Origin of the sequence: Vibrio fortis (genome assembly GCF_000695685.1) — a bacterium.
Taxonomy (GTDB): Bacteria; Pseudomonadota; Gammaproteobacteria; order Enterobacterales; family Vibrionaceae; genus Vibrio; species Vibrio fortis_A.
Genome location: NZ_JFFR01000023.1, coordinates 224,247 through 244,471 on the forward strand (window position 1 = coordinate 224,247; position 20,225 = coordinate 244,471).

Consider the following 20,225-nt stretch of genomic DNA (forward strand, 5'->3'; position numbering starts at 1 on the left):
GAGGGGTACAAAAAAGGCCGCCATGTGGCAGCCTTTTAGAGTTTTAATCGAACATAGGTTCAATCGAGTGTTGCTTCAATCGATGACGGTCTGCTTACTTAGCAAACTGAGCAGTTACGTGCTCAACGATTGAGTCCATTGCGATTGCTTCTTTAGTGCCTTCGCGACGGTTCTTGTATTCGAAGTTGCCTTCTTTCATTGAGCGGTCGCCGATCACGATAGTGTGTGGGATACCAATTAGCTCGATGTCAGAGAACATTACGCCTGGACGCTCTTTACGGTCATCGAATAGTACTTCAATACCCATAGCGGTTAGTTCAGCGTATAGCTTCTCAGCTGCTTCTTTAACTTCATCAGACTTGTGCATGTTCATAGGAACGATAGCAACTTGGAAAGGTGCTAGTGCGTCTGGCCAAATGATACCGTATTTATCATGGTTCTGCTCGATTGCAGAAGCAACAACACGTGATACACCGATACCGTAACAACCCATCTCAAGGATAACGTTCTTACCGTCAGGACCAAGCACGCCACAGTTCATCGCTTGTGAGTAAACGTTACCTAGTTGGAAGATATGACCCACTTCGATACCACGTTTAAGCTGAAGTGTACCTTTACCACATGGGCTTAGGTCGCCTTCGATTACGTTACGTAGATCTTCTACTTGAGCAAGCTCAACGTCACGACCCCAGTTGATACCGAAGTAGTGCTTACCGTCTACGTTTGCACCAGCGCCAAAGTCGCTCATTACAGCAACAGAGCGGTCAACGATGAATGGTAGCTCTAGGCCTACAGGACCAAGTGAACCTGGACCAGCGCCAACTAGTGCACGGATTTCTTCTTCAGAAGCCATCTCTAGTGGAGAAGCAACTTGTGGAAGGTTTTCCGCTTTCACTTCGTTCAGTTCGTGGTCGCCACGGATGATTAGAGCAATGATGTCTGCATCTACTTCATCAGAAGCTTTAACGAATAGAGTCTTAACTGTTTTCTCGATTGCTAGACCGTGTTGCTCTACCAACTCAGCGATAGTTTTCGCGTTTGGAGTGTCAACCAGTTCCATCTCTTGAGTTGGAGCCGCAGCTTCTTCAGTTGGAGCAAGTGCTTCAGCTTTCTCGATGTTTGCTGCGTAATCAGATTCTGTTGAGAATGCGATTAGGTCTTCACCGCTTTCAGCTAGTACGTGGAACTCTTGAGAGCCACTACCACCGATAGCACCTGAGTCTGCTAGTACTGGACGGTACTCAAGACCCATGCGGTCGAATGCTTTACAGTAAGCATCGTGCATCGCTTGGTAAGACTTTTCTAGACCTGCTTTGTCGATATCGAAGCTGTACGCATCCATCATGCTGAATTCACGTGCACGCATTACGCCGAAACGTGGACGACGCTCATCGCGGAACTTAGTTTGAATCTGGTACAAGTTCAGTGGTAGCTGTTTGTACGAGTTTACTTCGTTACGAACTAGGCTAGTGATCACTTCTTCAGCTGTTGGGCTAAGAACAAACGGACGAGAGTGACGGTCAGTAAAGCGCAGCAGTTCTGGGCCCATTTTTTCGCTGCGACCAGTCTCTTCCCATAGTTCAAACGGCTGCACTACGGGCATTAAAGTCTCAACTGCACCTGCATTATCGATCTCTTGGCGAACGATGTTTTCGACTTTACGCAGTACACGCAGACCGGTAGGTAGCCAAGTGTATAAACCTGAAGCTAGCTTACGGATCATACCTGCACGTAGCATCAGCTGGTGGCTGATAACTTCTGCGTCGTTTGGAGTCTCTTTCAGAGTAGAAAGAAGATAGTTACTGGTACGCATTCTATGGTATCCGTTTCATCATAAATTAAAGAAAATTCACTGCAGCTTTTGCCACAATAAATCCGATTTAGCCGCATATAATATCAGCCTATTTAGGATCTCAAAAGCGTTCAATGTCAGTAACATTGATGAAAAGTGCCTCAACAGTGAATTTCACGTTCAGATCGAACAAATTTACTGCATATTCCTTGGAATCTGGCTTGCCTTTCCTATAAGCAGGACGAGGATCTTGGGCAAGCACCTCTTTGATCACGGCGATCATATGACGGCCATTTGGGTGTTGACTGAGTTTATGCTGCGCTTGTTGAGAGAAATTAACTTCTAATGTCATCGGCTCTTCGGTCGCAAAACCCCCTTGTGCATCTGGAATGGAATCTGAGTAGGGGATGTAGGGTTTGATGTCGATAATTGGTGTGCCATCAACCAAATCAACACTGCCCAATTCTAGGTAAGTTTGGCCTTTCTCTTGCGTGACGCCCTTTAGCTCTATTGCTGACATGCCAATACCGTTTGGTCTAAAAGTGGCTCTAGAAGCAAACACGCCAACTCTATCGTTGCCACCCAAGCGTGGTGGGCGAACCGTAGGCTTCCAGCCTGCTTGTAAGTTTTGGTCGAATAGAAACAGCAACCAAACATGGCTGAATTGCTCTATGTCTCGCACTGACTCTAAGCAGTTCGCGGCTCCTGATAGTTTGATGCGAGCACGTGCTGAAGGCACTAACCTTGGTTGTCTAGGTACGGCAAACTTCTCTTTATATGGCGATTCTATAAAACCAATAGGCTCAATTGTGTACATGTTTTGGGCGTCTCAACTTACGATTTGTGGCAAAAATATCATAAAACCGCTTGTGTTTCTTTTGATAATAATTATCATTTGCAATGTTATATCATAACAATTAAATGATGGAGTAAAGAAATGAAGCCGAATATTCACCCAGAGTACCGTACTGTTGTTTTTCACGATACGAGTGTTGATGAGTATTTTCTAATAGGTTCGACCCTAAAAACTGATCGTACTATCGAATGGGAAGATGGTAACACCTACCCGTACTTCACGATTGAAGTGTCGTCGAAATCACATCCTTTCTATACCGGAAAGCAGCGCGTGATCCATAAAGAAGGTCGCGTGGCGAACTTTACACGCCGCTTTGGTCAATTCAGTAAAGGAGAGAAGTAAATGAAAGTCGTTAAATCCCTAAAAAGCGCTAAAAGTCGTCACCCTGACTGCCAAATCGTGAAGCGAAGAGGGCGCCTTTATGTAATCTGCAAAACCAATCCAAGATTCAAAGCGGTGCAAAAGTAGGCGTCAATGGCATGTGAAAAGCATGTAAAAATCGGAGATGAGGTCACATTTTTCATTATTAGGCAGTGATCTCTTTCTCTAACGAGCATTTTAACGATTTTAGAAGGTTTTTTATCGTACGGAGTAATTTTAGTCGCAGTTGAATCAAGTAGTTAGGGTACGACGTATAAACAGAATGAATGTATTTATATGAATTATTAATCTGTTATTTGTGTTTAAATTGGTGTTATTTGCTAATTTTTTGTTCGAATGGCGTTAATTTATATGATTTGTTACACACTTTGTAACATTTTGCATTTCTAATTGACTGTTTTGTCGAGTACTCTGCGCCTGCAATTTGAACATTTTTGTCACATTTGCATAGGAATCACTACAAGGAGGGAACTGATGAGTTCATCAGCTTCGATAAAAAACAACTCACCAAAGAAACCTATTTTTACCCGTTTTCTCGATGGTGTTGAGTATTTGGGGAATCTATTACCCCACCCGATCACTCTTTTCGCAATCTTCTGTGTCGCAATCTTAGTTACTTCAGGTATCGCAGGTTACTTTGAAGTGTCTGTTATGGACCCTCGTCCAGAAGGTGCACCTGGTCGTGCTGCAGACGGCATGATCCACGTTGTAAGCTTACTTAATGCTGAAGGCTTACAACTTATCGTAACGAATCTCGTTAAAAACTTTGTTGGCTTTGCGCCATTAGGTACTGTGCTTGTTGCAATGCTAGGTGTAGCGATTGCTGAGCACTCAGGTCTACTATCTGCTGCGATGCGTGGCATGGTAATGGGCGCATCTAAGCGTATGGTTACTGTAACTGTGGTATTCGCAGGTATCATTTCTAACACGGCTTCTGAGCTTGGTTACGTGGTACTTATCCCACTTGCAGCAATGCTTTTCCACTCTTTAGGCCGTCACCCTCTTGCTGGTCTAGCGGCAGCATTCGCTGGTGTATCTGGTGGTTACTCTGCAAACCTTCTAATCGGTACGGTTGATCCACTGCTTTCTGGTATTACAGAAACAGCAGCACAAATGATCGACCCGACTTACACAGTTGGTCCTGAGTCAAACTGGTACTTCATGTTTGTTTCTACTTTCTTCATCGCAATTACGGGTGCATTCGTAACTGAGAAGATTGTTGAACCAAAACTGGGTAAATACAATGACGAAGAAGCGTCTGAAGATTTATCAAACGATTCAATGGGCAAGCTGACAGACGTTGAGAAGAAAGGCCTTAAGCTAGCTGGTATCGCAGTACTAGCTGTTTCAGCTCTTCTTGCTTGGACGATTGTTCCTGAAGACGGTGTTCTACGCTCTGCAGCGGGCACGGTAGCAGGTTCTCCGTTCCTTAAGAGTATCGTAGCGTTCATCTTCGTATTCTTCGCAGTTCCTGGTTTCGTTTACGGTAAAGTTACCGGCACAATGAAAACTGACCGCGACGTTATCGATGCAATGTCTAAGTCTATGTCTTCTATGGGCATGTACATCGTACTTGTATTTTTCGCAGCTCAGTTTGTTGCTTTCTTCAAGTGGACTAACTTCGGTCAAGTATTCGCAGTAGCGGGTGCAAGCTTCCTACAAGACATCGGCCTAACAGGTCCAATGTTGTTCTTCGCATTCATCCTAATGTGTGGCTTCATTAACCTGATGATCGGTTCAGCTTCTGCTCAGTGGGCAGTAACAGCACCTATCTTTGTTCCAATGCTAATGCTTGTTGGTTACGCACCAGAAACGATTCAAGCAGCTTACCGTATCGGCGATTCAACAACGAACATCATTACTCCAATGATGAGCTACTTCGGTCTTATCCTTGCAGTAGCAACGCGTTACATGAAGAACCTAGGTATTGGTACACTCATCGCAACTATGCTTCCATACTCGATTGTATTCATCGTTGGTTGGAGCTTAATGTTCTACGTATGGGTATTCGTATTCGGTCTACCTGTAGGTCCTGGCGCTGCAACTTACTACACGCCTTAGTACTGAATCGTGAGTTCATGATGAATGTAAAAGCCTGCACAGTGTGCAGGTTTTTTGTTCATGTCGTAGTTAGTTATAAACAACTCATAGAAGAGCTAATAGCGAGTATTAAAAGACTACAGGCCTGCAAAACGATAGGTTAAACCTACCTCTAATGACCAACCTATGTCTCTTTGGATAAGCGGGCTATCTGTATCATGGTGAATAAACTCAGCCTTACTGATACCAATCCAGTGAGGGGTAAAATCATAGAGTCCTATCACACCAGCCTCATAAACAAACGTCCCGTCTGCATCAAAGGCGGCTAAGCCAGATGCGGTCGATTCTGCTGCGCTTATCCCATAAAGATGATTTGAGAGTTTTTCGTCGCGATAGTCGACTTCAAAGTAGGGGGTAAGGGTAAATGCAGAGTCCCAAGTATCAAGTGTGCGTCCTAGGTGCAGCTGAATTTCATAGCCTTCATGCTCTGAGGTTACATCATGCAGAAAAGTCACACGCGCGCCAACAGTGCCGAGTGTTAGGCCGAGTTCACCACTTCCGTCTCTGTCTTCAATACCATTAGGTAAGTCGGTAAAGGTATCGGACACTTCGGCGAAGCGCCACTGACCAGAAAGACCAACATAAGGTAAGACCTGCCAATTGGCTAAGCTGCCGTCAACAAATCCAATAGGGCCTGAATAGAAAAGGTTGGGTGTAGCACCGACTTGAGTTGAGTCCTTGGTTGAAAAGACGCTTTCACCTACAGTGAGTGAGGCTACCACCCACAATACCATATTCTTCACTGGCAAAAGTGGGGTAACTGGCAGTGATAGCCAGGGCAAGTGGAAGGGCGATGCGAGACATCATAAGCAATACTCCGTTATTGTCGTAATAGAGAAGAACGGAGCAGTGCGAATTTTATTTCAGAGGTGAATTGTGAGTGGCCTAGCGTTTAGCAAGAATGCGGTCGAGATGGTTGGCAAACTCTCGTCGATCTGTCTGTGACAGTGATGCTGGGCCACCCGTTTGTACACCACTAGAACGCATGGTTTCCATAAAGTCACGAATATTGAGACGTGCTTTGATGGTCTCCTTAGTATATAGCTCACCACGAGAACTGAGTGCTAATGCCCCTTTGGTTATGACTTCATCGGCGAGTGGAATATCTGATGTGATCACTAGATCACCCGCTTCGGTACGTTTGACGATCTCGTTGTCTGCAATGTCGAAACCACTGGGTACCTGGATCGAGTGAATGTTATTGCGCTTTGGAACAGGCACTACGTGGTTGGCAATAAAGGTACACTCAACGCCTGTACGCTCTGCGGCACGTACGATGGTTTCTCGAATTACCTTAGGACAGGCGTCGGCATCAACCCAAATCTTCATCATCTATTCTTTCTCTGCTAGTTTTGCTTCAAGTTGAGTTACACGCTCAGTAAGGGCGATCACCTGTTGTTCGAGTTGTGCAAGTTTGTCGGTGGCATTGTCTTGTGGAGCTGCGACTTCGACTTTTGGAACTCGGTTGGCACTCTTCCAGCTTTTAATCGTCGTTATCAGTGCCGGCATTGGCACCGGTGTACTCATACGTGCCTTGACCAGTGCAACCGTCGGTTCTTTTCCTTGAGCTTGCAGTCCTTCCAGAACACTTTTTAGCTCGTCTGAGACATCTTTCGTTAGCATATTAACCTCCATAACGTCATCTCTCTGTATGTTACTCGCTCAAGCTGTGGATAGCGAATCCTAAAAGCGACATTCGCTTGTGAGAGATCTCTTACAAACGTTGTGAGATAACGCGAATGCTTCTCTAGAGAAATTGATATGCATATTACTAAGATGTTGAATATTAATTGTTTTATCTTATTAACAACTTGGTTGAACTCAAAGTGTGATGCAAATCTATTGTCCGAAATCCTAAATCGCGTAAATTAAACCTTGTCGGAAGGAGTCTGACACGGAACAGGAAAGCACCAAGGATTTGGTTATCTTCAGGATGAAGATTTGGTTACTTAGGATGAGTGATCAAGCATGGAGCGTAAGGACATTGTAGGGATACGACAGTTGATAGGACATTAACTGCAACGGATTGGCAATGGACACCTTTAGGATAAAGGTTAGGAACAACATCAGGATGATGTAAAGGACACCGCTCACGGAACAAGTGATGTGTGCTAACGAGGATTGTTAGCTTTCAGGACGATAGGACACCGCTAGGACGGCGAAGTAAAGGAAAGAGCTGAAGGATTACAGCCACTATTATGGATGATGCATGGAGCATTAATTAGTAGCCGGACTGCTGCGAGTAAGACCCTAGCCCTGACACTTCGGTGTCGGGGCTTTTCTTTATCTATTCAAATTCAATATTGTCCACACAAGGAGTGTGATATGACGATTGCGACTGCAAGAACTTTAATCGTGCCGTATACCGAGCAGCTAGAACTTGATTTTATCAAGCTCAACTGTTGTCCGGTAAATCGAGCAGAAATGAATGGACCTCATACCATCTCATCAGCAAAGCGTCTGTTTCAGCACATTTTATCTGATCAAGAAGGCTTTGCCCGCGCCATTCTTAATAACCAGACTCGCGAATATATGGGACATATCTTTATCTCTCACAGCGAAGGTCGTTATGAGCTGGGATTTATTCTAGACAAGCGCTTTTGGAATCAAGGTATTGCCAGCGAAGTGGCGAAACCCTTTTTCAATATGGCGAGATTTGAAGCGGATCTGAATGAGGTTGTGGCAACAGTGAATGTCACTCACAACCCCTCCATTAAATTGCTAGACAAGCTAGGCTTTGAATTTGCAGGAACCAAGCAAGATGAATTTGGTCCCTACCACGAATATCGTTACTCGGAGCTTAGCGAAAAGAAAATCACATTCTATGAGGCTGTAGCTCAAAACGCATCGCGCGAAAGCCAACCATGGTAAGACTGCCTTTGTAGCAGTCATCACCTAGAGCAGAGAATTCGAACTGATATACGGTGTGCCAGCGCCAAATTGTGGTTAACTCGTGACGCATTTTTAATTTGTGACCACTGAATGCCACGCTTAGCAACTGAAGATCGAGTTCTTTGCATTTTCTCGCAATCGCCGCCTTAGCAAGCTCTGACTGTCGGCGTTGCTGCCAAAACAGAAAGCAAAAGAGACAAAGAAACAGAATCCCCAATAAATTATCTATCATTCTTCGACACGTCCTTTTGTATCAATCCGGTTTTAACGCTTGTATTCAATCTTCACAAAGCTTGCATTGATTAGGCTTTTGCAGCTTGTTGTAACTTAATCAAAGCGTTAGCCAGTTCTGGTGATGGGTTCGAGTTTAAGAGTGGTAAGAATACCATTCGTAAGCTTGGAATCATCACAAGGTCAGCAAACAGCTGATTGAATAGGTTCTGGTTGCCCGTTTGGGCAAGGCGAAGCAAGAACTGCTCTGCGATTGTAGCGTCTTGTAATGTATGCCAGCCTCGTCCTGCAAGACCAATCAATACCTCTTGGTGACTCAGTCTTGGGCTAGCCAGTACGCTATTGACGACTTGTTTTGCGATTGAAGAGTCAGCGCCTGATAGCGCACGAACTAATGCAGACAACAAGAATAGGTCTGGATTTTGGCTGTTGATCTGGTCGTCAGCCATCTCTTGAATACGCTCTGCAAGCTTATCGCTAAGAGTGGCGTGTTCAAGTGCACCTAGGGTGGCATAAAGTGGTTCAGAAGGCAGTTTACGAAGGGCTTTGCGAATGGCAACGCCGTTTTGCTTGTCGCCTAAGCGAGCACACATATCTGTGATACCTTGCAAGCCAACGGTCTGCCAGTTCTCCCAACCAAGATCGCCCGTAAAGTAGTGCTGTGCATGCTCATAGTACTGGCTCGTTGGCAGTGATAGCTCAGCGCGAACTTGGCTATGGAATACCGCCATTTTGTCTTCTGATGGCTTAAAGGTGTATGGGTTGTTAGAGAGCTTCTGCTGCTGCTCTTCACTCATATCACCGCTCAAACGTGTACCCATTGCCTCTAAGACGAACTTTAGGAAGTTTCCGATATCTGCCTGGCTCAGTAGACCACGCTCATCGAGTTTAAACTTCAAGAACCAGATCCAAGGCTGTTTCTGCTCGTTCCAGTAGCTGATTGCTAGGTGTGCCTGTTTTTGTAATGGGAACGGGTAGGGCTGCATGCCTTGTTCAACATCGGCAAATAGATCGTTGTCGACTTTTTGAATTCGACGGCCAAGATCATAGATTTCATATTGGCAGCCGCTATTTTTCAACAGCTGGGTGAGCGTGTGAATTGTTTCCATCAGTAATAAGCTCCTAACTTTCTTTCCCCAATAGATGGTACTCTATGGCCCAATTTCAAGGTCATGCGATAAATTACTTGGTGAAAAATGACGGCAACCACACAGTTATTCTCTTTGCTTCAGCAGTTGGAGCTGCAATTACAACACGCACAGCTATGGAGTGAGGTGCCGCCTAGCGATGAAGCACTGGCGAGCACGCAGCCTTTTGCTATTGATACATTGGAGCCAGAACAGTGGCTCCAATGGATATTCATCGCTCGAATCAAGGCGATGATCGCATCAGGTGCTGCACTGCCCAAAGGGTTTTCAATGGCTCCTTACTTTGTTGAAGTGTGGAAAAATGATGCGTCCAAGAGTGAGCTATTGATGCTCATAAAGCAGATTGATGAGGTGTGCGCATAATGTTAGAGATCATCTATCAAGACGAGTACTTTGTCGCGGTCAATAAGCCTGCAGGTATGTTGGTTCACCGCTCGTGGCTTGATAAACATGAAACACAATTTGTTATGCAGACGCTGCGTGATCAAATTGGTCAACACGTGTTTCCTCTGCACCGTTTAGATAGGCCGACATCGGGTGTGCTCGTCTTTGCTCTGTCGAGCGAAGTCGCCTCTGAGGTGATGCCGATGTTTGCGAACCATGAGATGCAGAAAACCTATCATGCGATTGTACGTGGGTGGATAGAAGAGGGTGATACCCTAGATTACGCGCTTAAGGTTGAACTGGATAAGATCGCTGACAAGTTCGCAAAAGAAGATAAAGAGGCGCAGGAAGCGATCACTGTCTATGAGCCTCTCGCCAAAGTAGAAGTGCCGTATTCGACAGGGCGCTTTTCAACCAGTCGTTACTGTTTAGTTGAAATGTTGCCAAAGACAGGTCGAAAGCATCAACTGCGTCGCCATATGGCCCACTTAAGACATCCAATTGTTGGTGATACCTCGCATGGTGATGGTAAGCACAATCGACTATTTAGAGAGAATCTCGATTCGCACCGTCTGCTGCTACACGCTTCAGAATTGCGCTTCATTCATCCGTTTACTCAACAAGAGGTAGTGATGAGAGCGAGTTTAGACGAGACTTGGCTAGACCTGTTTAGACAGTTTGAGTGGGATACTGCGTTAGTTGCGCAGAAGTAAATCGCTGACTACAAAATAAAGTAAAGGGCTGATAGTAGAAGACTATCAGCCCTTTTTATTAACTTAAGAAAGGGATCACTTTAGTTTTTCTAGATCCGCTTCGATCTCTGCGATCTTGCTTGAAACCACTTTTTCTAGGTGACGTAAGTCGGTCAGTATCTTCTGTTTCACATCGACGTCACTGCTTGGAGATGGTTTGGTGATCTTATTCAGCTCATCAATCACTAGCGTTAGATTGCGGTTGATCTCAGTAACTTCTTTATATTGGTTGTTGCCGCCGCTGACCAACACGCTTTTAACTTGGCGTGGGTATTTGAATTTAACGCTTTTAGCGAACAGCTCGCCTTTTTGCTTGCGGAAGTAGATCTTTAGGATGTCTTTGTGAGCTTCTTGACGAAGTGAGTAACGTTCAATCTGTTTAGGTTCATGGATGCCTAAACCAGTGAGGTTTGGATACATAAGCGACCTCTAGTATCTGAATGGAAGACGGATTACATAGGTTAATGTAGCAGCCTAATCATGAGCTAGATAGCGCTGGTGAATGAATTGATACTAAGTTGTGGGCAAGATCGCTCTCTCGACCTTGCCCACACTAAAAGCAGAATATTCAACTACCTGCTAGAGGTGGTCTAACTATGGCGCGAGCTCGGATACGTGCTCAGTAAGACGTTCACGTAGGGCTTGCTGTTGCTCTTCGGTTAAACGCCCTCCAATATCACTGGTCAAGATAAACAAGTCCTCGGCACGTTCACCTATGGTAGTAATTTTTGCCGCATGTAAGTTGATGTTGAGTTCGGCAAAGGTTGCACCAACTTGTGCCAATAATCCTGGCGTGTCGAGTGCTCTCAGCTCCATCAAGGTACGCTTCTTACTCTTGGTTGGTAAAAACTCTACGGAAGTTTTCACCTTAAAGTGCTGCAAATTACGTGGTGTGCGACGAGTTCTGATCTTGGTTGGTCGACCATCTTCCAATACATGGGTTAGGTGTTTGATGACCGCTTTATGTCTCGCCTCGTCGATGGCTTCGCCATGCTGATCGAGTACCATAAAGGTATCGAGAACATGACCATCTTTACTTACCATTACTTGAGCATCATGGACGTTGAAGTTGCGTCTATCTAGCTCTGCGACCACGGTTGCAAACAACGCAGGTTGGTCTTTTGAATACACAAATACTTCTGTGCCGCCACGTGTTGGCTTTTTACTGATCAATACCAGTGGCTGGCTCGAGTCTTCAAGGCGTAGCAGGTTCTCACAGTGCCAAGCGATCTGCTTATGGCTATGGCGCAGGAAGTAATCAGCCTTAAAGCGTTGCCACAGTACCTCTATTTCGCGCGCAGTAAAGCCCTCTTTACGCAATAAAGCTGATGCCATCTGTTGGTTGTGGCGAATACGGTCACGTACATCGACAGGGTTCTCTAAGCCACGGCGCAAAGCTCGCTGAGTAGAGTGGAAGAGTTCAGCTAACAGGGTTCGCTTCCAGCTGTTCCAGAGCTCAGGGTTGGTTGCACAGATATCTGCGACAGTTAGACAGACCAGATACTCCAGTGACTCTTCATCGCGTACTTTTTTGGCGAACTCTGTGATCACGTCCGGGTCGTAAATGTCACGACGCTGGGCGGTCACTGACATCAGTAGGTGGTTTTGAACCAGCCAAGAGACAAGCTTAGCTTCGGGTTTAGATAGACCGTGTTCGATACAGAAAGAGTAAGCTTCTACTGCACCAATCTCAGAGTGATCACCACCGCGCCCTTTTCCGATATCATGGAAAATGGCAGCCAGAATCAACAGCTCTTTTTTCTGGATACGTGGGTAAACTTCACAACAGATTGGGTGTTTGTCGTGGTTGGCAGCATAACTGAAGCGGTTGATGTGTTTTAGCAGTCGAATGCTGTGCTCATCCACGGTGTAAACGTGGAAAAGGTCGAATTGCATCTGACCGACAATCTGACTCCACTGTGGTAGGTAAGCAGAAAGTACCCCAAGTTTGTGCATCAGGCTAAAGGCTTTATGCAGTGCGTTAGGGTGGCGTACCAAGGCCATGAACTTTTCACGCGCTTCAGGGATCGTATGCAGAAAGCGGTTAAGCCTGCGACGTGCTGTACGTAGCTGTCTTAACGTTGGAGGACTCACGCCTTCGATAGAGGAGTCATTAGCGATATGGATAAACATATCGAGAATGGTTTCTGGACGCGCTTGAAATAGTGCTGGCTTACGAGCCTCAATCAGGGAACCGCGTCTTTGAAAGTCTTCATCGAGAATTTGAGCGTCTTGGGTTTCTCCGCCATTAATGATCGCCTGATCAAATAGTTTAAGCAGCATTTTATTGAGCTCAGCGACTCGACGCAGGGTTCGATAGAACTCCTTCATCATCATCTCTACGCCGCGATTACCTTCACCAGAGTAGCCAAGATGTTCGGCAACCTGAGCTTGGTGGGCAAAGGTGAGGCGGTTGTCGTAGCGGCGCAGTTCAATATGTAGCGCAAAACGTACGCGCCATAAGAAATCCTGACATTCGACTAATTCGCGGTACTCGGCGTCGGTAAGGAAGCCATATTTGCTCATCTCAAGTAGAGACGTCGCGCCAAAGTGACGCCGAGCAACCCAACTTAGCGTATGAATGTCGCGAAGGCCGCCCGGAGTCGACTTGATGTCTGGTTCTAAGTTGTAGGTTGTGTCGTGATAGCGCGCATGACGCTCTTTCTGCTCTTGAATCTTGGCTTTGTAGAAGGTCTCGCTTGGCCAAAATGAGTCAGAGTGGATTTTCATTTTAAGCTGCTGGAAGGTGTCTTCACTGCCACATAACAAACGAGATTCTTGTAGGTTCGTTGCTACTGTAAGATCGGCACTGCCGATGTCCAAACATTCGGCGACGGTTCTAACGGCATGACCAACTTCTAATCTCAGATCCCATAGGAGCGTGATGAACTCGCTGACCTTATCGCCTAACGCTTTGGGTAGTGTTTTCTGGGAGACGACAAGAATATCAATGTCGGAAAGCGGGTGAAGTTCGCCGCGGCCATAGCCGCCCACGGCAACTAGGCTGATGTGGGGTAATTCACTAAATCCAAAGTGCTGCCACAGTCGACTCAAAATACGGTCCATATATTCGGAGCGTGAGAGGACTAGGTCGGTAACGGGATGATGATTGAGAAACTCATTTTTTTGATGCTCGGTGAACTGTTCGAGTTTTTGTTTGAGTTCACTGATTTCTATCTGTTCTTCTTTGAACGTAAGAGGGCATTGGTATGGCATAGTTTGCTATCCGTGCAAGCAAAAATAGGAATAACAGACAATTTACCAGAGGTTGCGCGGAAACCGAAATGGTTGTGCAAACGGTTTATCGAAGAGAGGTGAGAAGATCTGCAGATAAAAAAATATCCTCGACAAAGTGAGGATATTTTCATTTGTATGAGCTGTTTAATTCGATGAATTAAGCGTTCTTCATGATACGAGGAATAGTATCATCGCTACGTAGCGTTAGAACTTCACAGCCAGTGTCTGTCACAACAAGCGTGTGCTCCCACTGTGCAGAGTTCTTGCTATCTGCGGTGTACACTGTCCAGCTGTCTTCGTCATCAAGGCGGCAGCCAAATTTACCTGCGTTGATCATTGGCTCGATAGTGAAACACATACCCGCTTTCAGTACTGTGCGGTCATTGTTTTTGTAGTGTACGACTTGTGGGTCTTCGTGGAATTCAGAACCGATGCCGTGACCACAGTAATCTTTCACGATAGAGAACTTAGAACGAGGGTTGTTCTTATTGTTGGTCTTGATGTACTTCTCAATCGCAGTACCGATTTGACCCAGTTGAACACCTGGCTTCACTTGGCGCATACCTTCGTATAGAGCTTCTTGTGCAACCATACATAGACGCTTGTTTGCTGGCGATACGTCACCAACTAGGAACATTTTAGAAGTGTCACCGTGGTAACCTTGAGGACGTACGCTTAAGTCTGCGTCTTTGTCATCAGGGATGATAACCGTGATGTCTACGTTTAGGATGTCACCATCTTTAAGTACAGCTGGCTTGTGCTGACCAGTGCTGCCCACTTCGTCTTGCTCTGCTGGGATACCGTGACAAACGATGTGGTTGATAGAAGTACAAATCGACTTAGGGAAACCATGGTAATCAAGGGGAGCTGAATATGCGCCTTTCTCTAGAGCGTACTCGTGGCAAAGCTTGTTCAGCTCTTCCGTTGTCGTACCCACTTGAATGTGAGGTTCGATCATCTCTAGGATTTCTGCAGCCAGTTTACCGGCGACGCGCATTTTTTCGATTTCTTCAGCAGTTTTAATTTTTACAGCCATTGCATATCTCTTAATTAGGTCGCACCTAAGTGTGCGTATGGGGCTATTCTAGCAGTGCAGCAGTTTAGCGCAACACTGCCATATCCATACTAAAGGGGTGGTTACTCTTAGTGCTGGTGGAAAGACGACAAATGATTCCATCACAGCGACGTAAAAATGCACTTTATCAGTAGCTGTTGTTGAGCCCTAAAACAGAATTTTTTCTAGCCAAAGATAGACAAAATATGGTATAAAGCGCGCCGGACATCAGGACTGTTTTCTCCCTCTTGGCGAAACAGCCTTTGTGTTCACTTACTATATCTTTAAATCACACACATTCCGACACATGTTCCGGGGTGCTTCAACAACATAAATAACCGCTGCTTTAAGCCGTTAGTTGTTAGGGGTCGGATTCATGGGGGATGTGGAGGCCTAACCCCATAGAGGATTTTAAAATGGCAACTGTATCAATGCGCGATATGCTAAAAGCTGGTGTTCACTTCGGTCACCAAACTCGTTACTGGAACCCAAAAATGAAGCCATTCATCTTTGGTGCTCGTAACAAGGTTCATATCATCAACCTAGAAAAAACTGTACCAATGTTCAACGACGCTCTAGCTGAACTAGCTAAAGTTGGCGAGAAGAAAGGTAAAGTTCTTTTTGTTGGTACTAAGCGCGCTGCATCTGAAGCTGTTAAAGAAGCTGCTGTAAACAGCAACCAGTTCTACGTTAACAACCGCTGGTTAGGCGGTATGCTAACGAACTACAAAACTGTTCGTCAGTCTATCAAGCGTCTAAAAGACCTAGAAGCTCAAGCTCAAGACGGTACTTTCGACAAGCTAACTAAGAAAGAAGCTCTAATGCGCACTCGTGAAATGGAGAAGCTAGAGAAGTCTCTTGGTGGTATCAAGAACATGGGCGGCCTACCAGACGCTCTATTCGTAATCGATGCTGATCACGAACACATCGCAGTTAAAGAAGCAAACAACCTAGGTATCCCAGTTTACGCTGTAGTTGATACTAACTCTAACCCAGACGGCGTTGACTTCGTTATCCCAGGTAACGACGATGCAATCCGTGCAGTACAGCTTTACCTAAACGCTGCTGCAGACGCGGTTAAAGAAGGTCGTAACAAAGACGTTGCTGCTGTAGCTGCTGAAAAAGATGGTTTTGTAGAAGCTGAATAATAGCGGCTCTGAATCACGCTTGGCTTACTAATCTAGATTTTGAAATCTTTATTAAATGTAAGCTAAGTTATAGTTAGATCGGGGGCCTCATTTTGGCCCCTGATTTTTACCTTATTTTCGAATCAACCGAGGAATAGAGAATGGCAACTGTAACTGCTGCTCTAGTTAAAGAACTTCGCGAGCGCACTGGCGCTGGCATGATGGAATGTAAGAAAGCGCTTGTAGAAGCAAACGCTGACATCGAACTAGCAATTGAAAACATGCGTAAATCTGGCGCAGCGAAAGCAGCTAAGAAAGCTGGTAACGTTGCTGCTGAAGGCGCAATCATCATCAAAGAAGAGAACGGCGTAGCTGCTCTTCTTGAAGTTAACTGTCAAACTGACTTCGTAGCAAAAGATGCTAGCTTCACTGCATTCGCAGAAGAAGTAGCAGCTGACGCAGTAGCTACTCAAGCTTCTGTAGAAGAGCTACAAGCTAAGTTCGAAGAAACTCGCGTTGCTCTAGTTGCAAAAATCGGCGAAAACATCAACATCCGTCGCGTAGCATACGTACAAGGTGCTGCACTAGCTTCTTACCGTCACGGTGAGAAAATCGGTGTTGTTGTAGCTGGTGAAGGCGAAGCTGAAACTCTTAAGCACGTTGCAATGCACGTTGCTGCATCTCGTCCTGAGTTCGTTAACCCAGAAGACGTACCTGCAGACGTAGTAGCTAAAGAGAAAGCTGTTCAAGTTGAAATCGCTATGAACGAAGGCAAGCCTCAAGAGATCGCTGAGAAAATGGTTATCGGCCGTATGAAGAAATTCACGGGCGAAATCTCTCTAACAGGTCAAGCTTTCATCATGGAACCTAAGAAAACTGTTGGCGAAATCCTTAAAGAGAAAGGCGCTGCAGTATCTAACTTCGTACGTCTAGAAGTTGGTGAAGGTATCGAGAAAGCTGCTGAAATGAGCTTCGCTGACGAAGTTGCAGCGGTACAAAAAGGTTAATCCTTAGCGTATTGTTCGAAAAAAGACCGTGGCCCATGCTACGGTCTTTTTATGAATAGCGCATGGAAAATTAGCCGTGATGAATGGATAAGAATCTCGACGCATTTTTGTCTATTCATGACTGTTAATCATCAACTCTTTGGAAGGTAAACTCCATGACTACGAACCCTAAACCAGCGTATCAACGTATTCTGTTAAAACTTAGCGGTGAAGCGCTACAAGGCGAAGAAGGTTTTGGTATTGACCCAACGATCCTTGATCGTATGGCTCAAGAAGTAAAAGAATTGGTTGAACTAGGTGTTCAAGTAGGTGTTGTAATTGGTGGCGGTAACCTTTTCCGTGGCGCAGGTCTTGCTGAAGCAGGTATGAACCGCGTTGTGGGTGACCACATGGGTATGCTAGCAACAGTAATGAACGGCCTTGCTATGCGTGACGCTCTACACCGTGCTTACGTAAACGCACGTGTAATGTCTGCAATTCCTCTTAAAGGTGTGTGTGACGACTACAACTGGGCTGATGCGATTTCTCAACTTCGTCAGGGTCGTGTTGTGATCTTCTCTGCGGGTACAGGTAACCCATTCTTCACTACAGATTCTGCTGCATGTCTACGTGGTATCGAGATTGAAGCGGATGTTGTGCTAAAAGCAACTAAAGTAGATGGTGTATTTACGGCTGACCCAGTAGCAAACCCAGACGCAGAGCTGTATGATACTTTGTCTTACAACACAGTTCTTGAGAAAGAACTAAAAGTAATGGACTTGGCTGCATTTACGCTAGCACGTGATCACAAGATGCCAATCCGCGTATTTAACATGAACAAGCCAGGCGCACTACGTCGCGTGGTTATGGGTGAGACTGAAGGTACATTAATCAGCGAAACTGAATAATGACCCTCTCGCCAAGGTATTGCCTTGGCGAGTTTATTTTCATCACTCCTAAAAGCTTTCTTGAAGAAAGAACATAATCAAGGTGAAATTGTGATTAACGAAATCAAAAAAGACGCTCAAGAGCGCATGGAAAAAAGTGTTGAAGCACTAAGAAATAGCCTTCAAAAAATCCGTACAGGTCGTGCGCACCCAAGCCTACTATCTGGTATTTCTGTAGAGTACTACGGTGCACCAACACCTCTGACTCAAGTTGCTAACGTTATCGCTGAAGATGCTCGTACTCTAGCAATCACAGTGTTTGATAAAACACTAACGCCGCTAGTTGAAAAAGCGATCATGACTTCTGACCTAGGTCTAAACCCTATGTCTGCGGGTACGGTTATCCGTGTTCCACTTCCACCGCTAACGGAAGAGCGTCGTAAAGACCTAGTTAAAATCGTTCGTGGCGAAGCTGAAGGTGGCCGTGTTGCTATCCGTAACATCCGTCGTGACGCAAACAGCGACCTAAAAGCACTTCTTAAAGATAAAGAAATCTCTGAAGACGAAGATCGCAAAGCACAAGACGAAATTCAAAAGCTAACTGACGCTGCGGTTAAGAACGTAGATGAAGTACTAGCAACTAAAGAAAAAGAGTTGATGGAAGTTTAATTTTCCACATTCTTCTCTGTTGGAAAAACGCTGTTCTCACCGTTCAGCGTTTTTTTATGCTACTCTGTCCGACTATTAGAATTTGATTCACTCTTTTATGCATAATTCTCAAGCGTTCACAGACTCTCTCCCAAAGCACATTGCTATCATCATGGATGGTAATGGCCGCTGGGCTAAGGCTCAGGGTAAACCTCGCGTATTTGGCCATAAAAATGGCGTTCAAGCGGTTCGTAAAACCATCTCATCTTCTGCAAGACTCGGCATTAAAGCCGTAACCTTGTTTGCGTTCAGCAGTGAAAACTGGCGTCGTCCAGAGGAGGAAGTGGGTGTCCTTATGGAGCTTTTTATTACCGTTCTCGCTAGCGAGGTTAAAAAGCTGCATAAGAACAATCTACAGTTGCGTGTTATTGGTGACAAAAGTCGTTTCAATGAGCGACTACAAAAGAAAATCGAAGAAGCGGAAGCTTTAACCAGTAATAACACAGGTATGGTTGTTAACATTGCTGCCAACTATGGCGGTAAATGGGATATTCAACAGGCAGTTAAGTCAATTGCAACTCAAGTGAAAGAGGGCGAACTCAACATTGATGAGATCGATGAGCCACTGATCACTTCGCACCTTACTATGTCTGATATCCCTGAAGTCGATCTGCTTATTCGCACTAGCGGTGAATGTCGAATCAGCAACTTCATGCTGTGGCAACTTGCTTATGCAGAAATGTATTTCACAGAACAGTACTGGCCTGACTTTAACGAAGATAGCTTGGTTGAAGCGGTAACATGGTTTGTAAATCGAGAGCGTCGATTTGGTTGTACTGGTGAGCAAATCAAAGCAATGATGGACAGCTAATAAGGATTTTTTAGTTTGAAACAACGAATTATAACTGCGCTGATTTTAGCTCCTCTGGTTATTCTTGGCATTTTCGAGTTATCACTGGCAACCTTCATTTTATCACTATTTGTGATTACCCTTTTAGGTTACTGGGAATGGACTCAGTTCGTAGAGAGCAAGTCACGTTACTTGGCTCTTGTGCCAACGGTGGCGATCAGTGTTGCAAGCTTCGCATTAATTCCATTTGATGCGTTTAGCTTAAACCACCTCTCAAGCGCGCACTTTGCGGTGTTAGCGATCGGTTCAGTATGGTGGGTTATCGCAAGTGGTTTGGCCGTTACCTATCCTAAGTCTACGTCAGCGTGGCAGGGTTCTAGTTTACTGAGACATTGTTTCGGTATTTTGACACTACTCCCGTTCTTTTGGAGCGTAGTGATTCTAAGAGCAAATGGTATCGATCAAGATCCATACCATGGTGCTAAGCTGGTTATGTTTGTTTGCTTGCTTGTATGGGCAGCGGATAGCGGTGCTTACTTTGCTGGAAAGAGCTTTGGTAAACGAAAAATGGCGCCAGCAGTGAGTCCAAATAAAACCATTGAAGGTTTGATTGGCGGTATCATTACTGCGTTGATTGTTGCATGGATTTTCGCGGGTCTATTTGATATTCAATTTACTAGCCCGATCCAAATGATTGCGATCACTTTAATTACCGTAGTGATCTCTGTATTGGGTGACCTCGTTGAAAGTATGTTCAAGCGAGTTTCTGGTATTAAAGACAGCAGCAATTTAATTCCTGGTCACGGTGGAATACTGGACCGAATTGACAGCTTAACCGCTGCCTTCCCAGTCTTTGCTCTGCTTTACTTAGCATTCTAAATTTTAAGGGCAGAGCAATCT

21 protein-coding genes and 1 pseudogene are annotated in these 20,225 nt (G+C 45.2%); 12 read left to right on the top strand and 10 right to left on the bottom strand.

Features of this window, described 5'->3' with window-relative positions; translation table 11 throughout:
* Positions 1–94: 94 nt before the first annotated feature.
* Together VFDL14_RS09655 and tsaA are read right to left on the bottom strand one after the other, a co-directional pair.
* A complete protein-coding gene (locus tag VFDL14_RS09655; protein WP_032551685.1) occupies positions 95–1,813 on the bottom strand; it encodes a proline--tRNA ligase in 1,719 nt (572 codons plus the stop codon).
* 100 nt (positions 1,814–1,913) lie between these two features.
* Entirely contained in the window at positions 1,914–2,609 is a 696-nt protein-coding gene (gene tsaA, locus VFDL14_RS09650) for a tRNA (N6-threonylcarbamoyladenosine(37)-N6)-methyltransferase TrmO (protein ID WP_032551686.1), read from the bottom strand.
* Positions 2,610–2,729: 120 nt separating this feature from the next.
* On the opposite strand from tsaA, the gene VFDL14_RS09645 reads away from it, so the two are divergent.
* The 3 genes from VFDL14_RS09645 (at position 2,730) to VFDL14_RS09635 (ending at position 5,090) form a co-directional block, all read left to right on the top strand.
* On the top strand, positions 2,730–2,990 hold the full coding sequence (locus VFDL14_RS09645; RefSeq protein WP_032551687.1) for a type B 50S ribosomal protein L31: 261 nt from the start codon (positions 2,730–2,732) through the stop codon (positions 2,988–2,990).
* On the top strand, positions 2,991–3,116 hold the full coding sequence (gene ykgO, locus VFDL14_RS09640; protein WP_005380299.1) for a type B 50S ribosomal protein L36: 126 nt from the start codon (positions 2,991–2,993) through the stop codon (positions 3,114–3,116).
* Between the two features lie 387 nt (positions 3,117–3,503).
* A complete protein-coding gene (locus VFDL14_RS09635; RefSeq protein ID WP_032551689.1) occupies positions 3,504–5,090 on the top strand; it encodes an AbgT family transporter in 1,587 nt (528 codons plus the stop codon).
* A gap of 116 nt (positions 5,091–5,206) precedes the next feature.
* Here the strand turns inward: VFDL14_RS09635 and VFDL14_RS09630 are convergent.
* The 3 genes and pseudogenes from VFDL14_RS09630 to VFDL14_RS09620 form a co-directional block, all read right to left on the bottom strand.
* Positions 5,207–5,936 (bottom strand): annotated as a pseudogene (locus VFDL14_RS09630) (MipA/OmpV family protein).
* 78 nt (positions 5,937–6,014) lie between these two features.
* Positions 6,015–6,458 (bottom strand): YaiI/YqxD family protein, encoded by a 444-nt coding sequence (locus VFDL14_RS09625; protein ID WP_150869436.1) that lies wholly within the window; start codon positions 6,456–6,458, stop codon positions 6,015–6,017.
* Between the two features lie 3 nt (positions 6,459–6,461).
* Positions 6,462–6,752, bottom strand: coding sequence for a hypothetical protein (locus VFDL14_RS09620; RefSeq protein ID WP_032551692.1), 291 nt, complete (start codon positions 6,750–6,752; stop codon positions 6,462–6,464).
* Between the two features lie 702 nt (positions 6,753–7,454).
* Here VFDL14_RS09620 and VFDL14_RS09615 point away from each other — a divergent pair.
* Complete coding sequence (locus VFDL14_RS09615) at positions 7,455–8,000, top strand: GNAT family N-acetyltransferase (RefSeq protein ID WP_032551693.1); 546 nt, start codon at positions 7,455–7,457, stop codon at positions 7,998–8,000.
* Here the strand turns inward: VFDL14_RS09615 and VFDL14_RS24030 are convergent.
* Positions 7,945–8,253 carry a DUF3301 domain-containing protein gene (locus tag VFDL14_RS24030; protein WP_084181877.1) on the bottom strand — a complete coding sequence of 103 codons (309 nt, stop codon included), beginning with the start codon at positions 8,251–8,253 and terminating at the stop codon, positions 7,945–7,947. The genes VFDL14_RS09615 and VFDL14_RS24030 overlap by 56 nt on opposite strands.
* A gap of 70 nt (positions 8,254–8,323) precedes the next feature.
* Positions 8,324–9,361 carry a DUF3549 family protein gene (locus tag VFDL14_RS09610; RefSeq protein WP_032551694.1) on the bottom strand — a complete coding sequence of 346 codons (1,038 nt, stop codon included), beginning with the start codon at positions 9,359–9,361 and terminating at the stop codon, positions 8,324–8,326.
* Between the two features lie 87 nt (positions 9,362–9,448).
* Between VFDL14_RS09610 and VFDL14_RS09605 the strand changes: the two genes are divergently transcribed.
* Both VFDL14_RS09605 and truC read left to right on the top strand, forming a co-directional pair.
* Positions 9,449–9,763, top strand: a complete 315-nt coding sequence (locus VFDL14_RS09605) for a YqcC family protein (RefSeq protein WP_032551695.1) — start codon at positions 9,449–9,451, stop codon at positions 9,761–9,763.
* The gene (truC, locus tag VFDL14_RS09600; RefSeq protein ID WP_032551696.1) at positions 9,763–10,497 is read left to right on the top strand and encodes a tRNA pseudouridine(65) synthase TruC; all 735 of its coding nucleotides are present in this window, start codon (positions 9,763–9,765) and stop codon (positions 10,495–10,497) included. The genes VFDL14_RS09605 and truC overlap by 1 nt, the downstream gene beginning before the upstream one ends.
* A 75-nt stretch (positions 10,498–10,572) precedes the next feature.
* Here truC and VFDL14_RS09595 read toward each other — a convergent pair whose 3' ends face one another.
* The 3 genes from VFDL14_RS09595 to map form a co-directional block, all read right to left on the bottom strand.
* Positions 10,573–10,956 carry a DUF3461 family protein gene (locus VFDL14_RS09595; protein WP_032551697.1) on the bottom strand — a complete coding sequence of 128 codons (384 nt, stop codon included), beginning with the start codon at positions 10,954–10,956 and terminating at the stop codon, positions 10,573–10,575.
* A 174-nt stretch (positions 10,957–11,130) separates the two neighbouring features.
* The gene (gene glnD, locus VFDL14_RS09590; RefSeq protein ID WP_032551698.1) at positions 11,131–13,752 is read right to left on the bottom strand and encodes a bifunctional uridylyltransferase/uridylyl-removing protein GlnD; all 2,622 of its coding nucleotides are present in this window, start codon (positions 13,750–13,752) and stop codon (positions 11,131–11,133) included.
* A gap of 178 nt (positions 13,753–13,930) precedes the next feature.
* Entirely contained in the window at positions 13,931–14,809 is an 879-nt protein-coding gene (gene map, locus VFDL14_RS09585; RefSeq protein ID WP_032551699.1) for a type I methionyl aminopeptidase, read from the bottom strand.
* A 434-nt stretch (positions 14,810–15,243) separates the two neighbouring features.
* Here map and rpsB point away from each other — a divergent pair, with 434 nt between their 5' ends.
* From rpsB to VFDL14_RS09560, 6 genes are all read left to right on the top strand, one after another.
* A complete protein-coding gene (gene rpsB / locus VFDL14_RS0123235; RefSeq protein ID WP_032551700.1) occupies positions 15,244–15,975 on the top strand; it encodes a 30S ribosomal protein S2 in 732 nt (243 codons plus the stop codon).
* A gap of 140 nt (positions 15,976–16,115) precedes the next feature.
* On the top strand, positions 16,116–16,961 hold the full coding sequence (gene tsf / locus VFDL14_RS09580) for a translation elongation factor Ts (protein WP_004738584.1): 846 nt from the start codon (positions 16,116–16,118) through the stop codon (positions 16,959–16,961).
* A gap of 155 nt (positions 16,962–17,116) precedes the next feature.
* Complete coding sequence (pyrH, locus tag VFDL14_RS09575) at positions 17,117–17,848, top strand: UMP kinase (RefSeq protein WP_032551701.1); 732 nt, start codon at positions 17,117–17,119, stop codon at positions 17,846–17,848.
* 90 nt (positions 17,849–17,938) lie between these two features.
* Positions 17,939–18,496 (top strand): ribosome recycling factor, encoded by a 558-nt coding sequence (frr, locus tag VFDL14_RS09570; RefSeq protein ID WP_032551765.1) that lies wholly within the window; start codon positions 17,939–17,941, stop codon positions 18,494–18,496.
* A gap of 97 nt (positions 18,497–18,593) precedes the next feature.
* The gene (locus tag VFDL14_RS09565; RefSeq protein ID WP_032551702.1) at positions 18,594–19,346 is read left to right on the top strand and encodes an isoprenyl transferase; all 753 of its coding nucleotides are present in this window, start codon (positions 18,594–18,596) and stop codon (positions 19,344–19,346) included.
* Between the two features lie 15 nt (positions 19,347–19,361).
* The gene (locus tag VFDL14_RS09560) at positions 19,362–20,204 is read left to right on the top strand and encodes a phosphatidate cytidylyltransferase (protein ID WP_032551703.1); all 843 of its coding nucleotides are present in this window, start codon (positions 19,362–19,364) and stop codon (positions 20,202–20,204) included.
* Positions 20,205–20,225: the final 21 nt, after the last annotated feature.

What these genes read in the sequence shown, in the direction of transcription:
- VFDL14_RS09655 (WP_032551685.1), bottom strand. Translation starts at nt 1,813, where the DNA reads ATGCGTACCAGTAACTATCTTCTTTCTACTCTGAAAGAGACTCCAAAC.
- tsaA (WP_032551686.1), bottom strand. Translation starts at nt 2,609, where the DNA reads ATGTACACAATTGAGCCTATTGGTTTTATAGAATCGCCATATAAAGAG.
- VFDL14_RS09645 (WP_032551687.1), top strand. Translation starts at nt 2,730, where the DNA reads ATGAAGCCGAATATTCACCCAGAGTACCGTACTGTTGTTTTTCACGAT.
- ykgO (WP_005380299.1), top strand. Translation starts at nt 2,991, where the DNA reads ATGAAAGTCGTTAAATCCCTAAAAAGCGCTAAAAGTCGTCACCCTGAC.
- VFDL14_RS09635 (WP_032551689.1), top strand. Translation starts at nt 3,504, where the DNA reads ATGAGTTCATCAGCTTCGATAAAAAACAACTCACCAAAGAAACCTATT.
- VFDL14_RS09625 (WP_150869436.1), bottom strand. Translation starts at nt 6,458, where the DNA reads ATGAAGATTTGGGTTGATGCCGACGCCTGTCCTAAGGTAATTCGAGAA.
- VFDL14_RS09620 (WP_032551692.1), bottom strand. Translation starts at nt 6,752, where the DNA reads ATGCTAACGAAAGATGTCTCAGACGAGCTAAAAAGTGTTCTGGAAGGA.
- VFDL14_RS09615 (WP_032551693.1), top strand. Translation starts at nt 7,455, where the DNA reads ATGACGATTGCGACTGCAAGAACTTTAATCGTGCCGTATACCGAGCAG.
- VFDL14_RS24030 (WP_084181877.1), bottom strand. Translation starts at nt 8,253, where the DNA reads ATGATAGATAATTTATTGGGGATTCTGTTTCTTTGTCTCTTTTGCTTT.
- VFDL14_RS09610 (WP_032551694.1), bottom strand. Translation starts at nt 9,361, where the DNA reads ATGGAAACAATTCACACGCTCACCCAGCTGTTGAAAAATAGCGGCTGC.
- VFDL14_RS09605 (WP_032551695.1), top strand. Translation starts at nt 9,449, where the DNA reads ATGACGGCAACCACACAGTTATTCTCTTTGCTTCAGCAGTTGGAGCTG.
- truC (WP_032551696.1), top strand. Translation starts at nt 9,763, where the DNA reads ATGTTAGAGATCATCTATCAAGACGAGTACTTTGTCGCGGTCAATAAG.
- VFDL14_RS09595 (WP_032551697.1), bottom strand. Translation starts at nt 10,956, where the DNA reads ATGTATCCAAACCTCACTGGTTTAGGCATCCATGAACCTAAACAGATT.
- glnD (WP_032551698.1), bottom strand. Translation starts at nt 13,752, where the DNA reads ATGCCATACCAATGCCCTCTTACGTTCAAAGAAGAACAGATAGAAATC.
- map (WP_032551699.1), bottom strand. Translation starts at nt 14,809, where the DNA reads ATGGCTGTAAAAATTAAAACTGCTGAAGAAATCGAAAAAATGCGCGTC.
- rpsB (WP_032551700.1), top strand. Translation starts at nt 15,244, where the DNA reads ATGGCAACTGTATCAATGCGCGATATGCTAAAAGCTGGTGTTCACTTC.
- tsf (WP_004738584.1), top strand. Translation starts at nt 16,116, where the DNA reads ATGGCAACTGTAACTGCTGCTCTAGTTAAAGAACTTCGCGAGCGCACT.
- pyrH (WP_032551701.1), top strand. Translation starts at nt 17,117, where the DNA reads ATGACTACGAACCCTAAACCAGCGTATCAACGTATTCTGTTAAAACTT.
- VFDL14_RS09565 (WP_032551702.1), top strand. Translation starts at nt 18,594, where the DNA reads ATGCATAATTCTCAAGCGTTCACAGACTCTCTCCCAAAGCACATTGCT.